The sequence below is a fragment of the Coleofasciculus sp. genome (genome assembly GCF_046539235.1).
Lineage (GTDB): Bacteria > Cyanobacteriota > Cyanobacteriia > Cyanobacteriales > Coleofasciculaceae > Coleofasciculus.
In genome coordinates this window covers 1-4,738 of sequence record NZ_JBKHHI010000478.1, presented here as the reverse complement: position 1 = coordinate 4,738, position 4,738 = coordinate 1, and the positions used below count along the sequence as shown (strand labels likewise).

The 4,738-nt window shown below is 46.7% G+C and carries 5 protein-coding genes and 2 pseudogenes; 5 read left to right on the top strand and 2 right to left on the bottom strand.

Features of this window, described 5'->3' with window-relative positions; translation table 11 throughout:
• Positions 1-1,482 (bottom strand): annotated as a pseudogene (locus tag ACLFWI_RS27100) (hypothetical protein); the annotation flags it as partial.
• On the bottom strand, positions 1,475-1,615 hold the full coding sequence (locus tag ACLFWI_RS27095; RefSeq protein ID WP_446415507.1) for a hypothetical protein: 141 nt from the start codon (positions 1,613-1,615) through the stop codon (positions 1,475-1,477). The pseudogene ACLFWI_RS27100 and the gene ACLFWI_RS27095, both read right to left, overlap by 8 nt.
• Here ACLFWI_RS27095 and cas1 point away from each other — a divergent pair.
• The 5 genes and pseudogenes from cas1 to ACLFWI_RS27070 form a co-directional block, all read left to right on the top strand.
• A pseudogene (gene cas1 / locus ACLFWI_RS27090) lies at positions 1,603-2,355 on the top strand (CRISPR-associated endonuclease Cas1); the annotation flags it as partial. The gene ACLFWI_RS27095 and the pseudogene cas1 overlap by 13 nt on opposite strands.
• Positions 2,356-2,469: 114 nt before the next feature.
• Positions 2,470-2,751 carry a CRISPR-associated endonuclease Cas2 gene (gene cas2 / locus ACLFWI_RS27085; RefSeq protein WP_446415506.1) on the top strand — a complete coding sequence of 94 codons (282 nt, stop codon included), beginning with the start codon at positions 2,470-2,472 and terminating at the stop codon, positions 2,749-2,751.
• 93 nt (positions 2,752-2,844) lie between these two features.
• The gene (locus ACLFWI_RS27080) at positions 2,845-3,378 is read left to right on the top strand and encodes a hypothetical protein (RefSeq protein WP_446415505.1); all 534 of its coding nucleotides are present in this window, start codon (positions 2,845-2,847) and stop codon (positions 3,376-3,378) included.
• Positions 3,379-3,551: 173 nt separating this feature from the next.
• Positions 3,552-3,860, top strand: coding sequence for a helix-turn-helix domain-containing protein (locus ACLFWI_RS27075; RefSeq protein WP_446415504.1), 309 nt, complete (start codon positions 3,552-3,554; stop codon positions 3,858-3,860).
• Positions 3,861-4,044: 184 nt separating this feature from the next.
• Positions 4,045-4,509 (top strand): hypothetical protein, encoded by a 465-nt coding sequence (locus tag ACLFWI_RS27070; protein ID WP_446415503.1) that lies wholly within the window; start codon positions 4,045-4,047, stop codon positions 4,507-4,509.
• The last annotated feature ends 229 nt before the right edge of the window (positions 4,510-4,738 follow it).

Below are 4,738 nucleotides of genomic sequence, written 5' to 3'. Positions count from 1 at the left end.
GGGAGATGGGGGAGATGAGGGAGATAAGGCTTCCCCATCTGCGACTATAGGCTGCAACTTATTATCCGCCAGGGTTTTTAGTAGGGTGGATACCAGGGAGATTTGACTGGGAATAATGGTATTGATGGGAATAGATAACAACAGCGACGCTACGGAATCAGCTGCCCCTTGGTGAATGGCGGCTTCAATGGCTAGGTAGTTGCTGCGAACAAACTGTCCAGAGTTCTCAGATAGGTGTTCTCCAAATAGGTGAGACATGAGGGTTGTCAGTAAGTCGGTGTCTGATGCGGCGTGATACCCGACAACGGTGGCGATAACCGGACGCCAGGTGGCGTGGATATGGTCTCCAGGTGTGGGTTGGCTAGGGGAGGCTTCGATGAGGGGGGCGTGGAGGGCGGTAAACCAGGATGCACCAAAGGGGGTATCGGCGGTTTTGAGGAAGGATGGGAGTCGCTTTTGCAACAGTTCAATCGCTTTGTCTTTTTCCTTGAAGGATTCGGACACGGGTTGGGTGAGGATGGTTAGCAGGAATTCTCGCTGTATTTCTGGTGGTACATTGGGGGTTAAATAAAGGTCAATGACAATGGCACGAACGTTACCGCCAAATAGAGTATAGTGAGCCTTTAAGGTGTTTAGTACCTCTAACTCAATTGGCTGATTTTTTCGGGGACGCTGATGGGCATAAGTCCCCAGCAGCTTACCAAAGATAAGATACCGTTCGTCTTTTTTCGCCTTAGTTTTGGCAGTGCGTTGGGTAATCGCATCGATGGCGGCTTGGAAACGGGAACCGGAATCGGATGTTAGCCGGACTAATAGTTCAGCGGCTATCTCGGTGGCTTTGTTAATTAAATCGTTGTTGACTTCCTCTAGGAGTTTGACGACAACCTGCCAAACCATGTCTCCATGACGTAGGGGGGCGGAGTTGGCGGCGATGAGTAAGGCTTCATGGAAGCTGTACTCTTTGGTGAGGGCGATGGATAGTAATTGGGGGAGAATCGATGCTGATTCGGGTTCATGACGGGAGACAGCGGCAAAGGCGACGGAACGGAAGGGGAGGATTTGTTGGGTGTCTAATTGGTGAGACAGGCGATGGAATTCGTTTAAGTGGACAAGGGTGAGGAGTTGGCGTAAGACTGTCCACAGGTAGTATCTGGAATAGGTGGTTTGGGATGTGTTGAGTTGGGATTCTAATCGTTTTCGTTCCTGTTCCCCTGTATCTGTTCCGTACAACCAACGAGCGATCGCGTATTCTAGAAAGGTTTGGTGGAAAAATATGATCCGCTTCCCGCCGATTTCTTTGAGAACCCCGTCGCTTTTGAGTTCGGAGTAGGCGATGGCTTCGATTTCATTGAGGTTGAGTGTACTTTCATAGATAAAGTCTCGCAGTCGTTCCCCGGATTGGGTGTACATTGATTCTGCCAGGGTTAGGCATAGTCGTTCTTTTGCCATGGACACCTGGAGAGATTGTTGGGTTTTACGCACGTTGGCAATTTTCCAATCCCAGTATTTGGCATAGAGTTGGCTGACGGTTAAGTTGAACTACAGCATCGGGTTCATTATTTACCTCACCAACAACAATGTGCGCGAAATCCCGAATTTCGCCAAATGATGGCACAAAGTATTACCCGCGCCCAATTGCATAATCAGTCTGTCTTGCTAGGGCGGTTAAGGGATTGTGGGTTGGGTAAACCGATCAAGTCGGCGAGGGATGCGATCGCGCGGTTGATGGATAATTTGCCGATGGCGGATTCGGTCAGGGTTTTGCGGTGTTATCAACGCAGGGGGAGTGCCTATTATGTTCGGGCTTTAATGGCTGGATTGATGCCGTCGTTGAGTTTATCTTCCCTCCATTGCTGTCAGGGGATAATTTCGGAATTTGCTGTATCGAATCGGAAGGGTTCTCGTTTATCCCGTCATCCGATTCACTGTTTGTTCAGTTTGGGATATCTTTTATTAAACCATCATATTTATGCCTTGTTGTCAAGGGTCGGATTGCACAGTCACTGGGGAAATTTGCATATTCATCGTGACCATTCTCCGGCGTTGGTGGCTGATTTTATGGCGGAATTTACTGTTGTGTTGGTGGATGCGTTGGTGGTGAATTTGTGGCGATGGGGGGTGTTTGGCGTTGATGATTTTACGGTGTCTGCTGGGGGAGATGAGGTGTATTTAACGATTAAGGGGATTGAAAAGTTTATCACCTATTGGCAGAAACAATTGCCCACTTCAGTTAGCCATTTAGTGACTGGTTATCCGGTGAGTTATCAGCAGTGTTTGGAGTTACAGGTGCAAGGGTATATTGCTTGTTTGCTTGGGGATAAGGAAGATTATCAACCCTTTGTTAGTAAATCCTAAAGTACAGAAACCGTAGGGGCGCATAGACGTGCGCCCAATTGACTTGCCATTAGATTATTGACAAAAACGGGATGTTCTTTTCCCTTTTGCCGTTTTTTTCCTTGAGTCTGACTGATGACATTTTATCTGGTTTGCTACGACATTGTGAAAGATAGTCGCAGGACTAAGGTGGCTAATATGCTGGAAGGATATGGGATGCGAGTGCAGAAATCTGTGTTTGAGTGTGTTCTGAATGACCAGCAATATGAATCGCTGCAAAAAAAATTGCTGAAGCATTTGAATAAGAAAGAAGACCAATTGCGATTTTATCCTTTAGGGGTTCGTTATCGAAAAAAGGTGGTTGTGTTAGGGATACAGCCGGAAATGGTAGTTGATGATCCGGCGTTTATTGTTTAGCGCACGGGGCGTCAGTGTTAGGGACCCACGGGGCGTCGGTGTTAGGGCGCACGTCGGTGCGCCCCTACGAGAATGACAAAGGAGGAAGTAAAAATGACGACTTATCAACAAGCGTTGGATGATTTTGGCATTATTCAATTACTTCAGAAGTTAATTGTCGATACTCCTGTGCAATTGGATTCTGAAGAACGAGAAAGTTTGGCGGCTTTCCTGATTGAACAGCTTACTCTCTGTTTGGATCAGTCTTTGATTGTTCAATGTCTTCAGGTGATGAATTCTGGGGATAAAATGATGATTTCTGACCGAGTTTCTTTGGCATTAGCGGGAATGGCGGTACGGGTTTTTACCCCCAAGAGTCCAGTTTTTCCTGATGAGTCAAAGGCTGGGTTTCAAATTGGCGATCGCGTAGCGTGGAAACCTCTATTTAATAATAGCCCGGATTGGGGTGTGGTTATGGGTCGTTTCTATGCTTATGGGCGTCAGGGTTGGCAATGGGGTTGGCAGTATGTTGTCTGGTTAGATGAAGCGTCTCCTAGTTCAGTTTGGACGGTGGCGGATACGGCTTGGGAAGAGGATTTACAACCTTTAGAGGTAGAGGGAACACAACTCTTATTTAGTCAGCTTTAGCTGACTTGAGGTTTTAGCCTTGGGTTTTAACCCAAGGCGGTTGGTGAGACTGATGCAAGATGCAAATTTTAATGGGTTTTAGCTTTGACGCGGAACGTTAATTCACGGCTTGATGCGGGATATTGTCCCATTTTTTCCACATTTTCTTTCGTTTAAATTAGGAGTAAATGTCTATGACTCCCCGTCCTTTGACGCAACGGGAACGTGATTTAATTGAATTCTATAGTCACTGTGAATTGGGAATGACACCGAAACAATTTTATCGCAAGTGGCAAGTCACTTATGAAATGATAGCGGCGATTTGTTTTCGGTCTTTATCGACGGTTAATGGCTGGTTTGCCCGGGGACGACATTATCGTCGTCCGATGCCGAATGATTTGCGAAATTTGGCGCTGATGAATTTTGTGTTAGAGCATTTTGAGGAGATTCCGGAAGAACTTTGGTCGTTGTTGTGTCGCCCTTCTAGAAATCAAGGAAGTTGATTATCACTAGCAATAAATTGAGTTAATGTCTATTCCATTTTGGCATGGTTTTGATTGCCTGACTCAATTACGTTAGGAAACGTGCGATCGCCAGGATGTTCTGAACTTGATGAAACCCAGGGTTAGGGATGGATTGGGGTGAGATTGCGATCGCACGGTGTCTGTGATTGGGGATGGATTGGTCATGAAACATGGTGACTGGTTACGCCTTCGCGTTGAGGGGGAGAAAATTTGTGCTGTTCTCCGACAGAAGGGTTATGACTGTCAAAAACAAGGGCGTCGTTTGTCGTGGTGGGTGAGTCAATCGGGTAGCTATTGTTATCGTTTGATTTATTTCCCAGCACCTGTGGAGGAGTGGCGTTTGCTTCCTGATAATACTCATCCTTCTAGAAAACGACTTCTGTCACTTCTTAAGCAGATTTTGGAGAGTATGAGAGGAGAAAGCTTGATCGGATTGGCGGAGGATCAGGTATGTTTATCGTCAGGAGAGGATGATTCGCACCCTTGGACAATTGTCCGTTTATTACCTGATGCGAGGTGCTGTACGGTAGCCCGATTTTGTAACCGTCAGGATGCGGATGATCAGGTGAGATTTTTGCAGCGCTATGTACCAGGGGCAAAGTTTGAGGTGGTGTTCGATCCACAGTAATCGGGTAGGGGTCAGGCGATCGCTGAAAGCATTGTTTTTTCGTTGACCCCTACAAACCTGGCTCTGGGTAAGGGTTTGAGGCTTTGAGTTGAGGGAATTATTGAGAATGAGTTGCAAGTATTCGCCTCAGATCTTGACCCCTACAAAATTGGGGGTGTAGAATTGGCTCAGAGAGAGGCTCCTAGAGGGTGGCTCTTTAGACTTCCCTAGAAGTCGAATTAATGGAAAC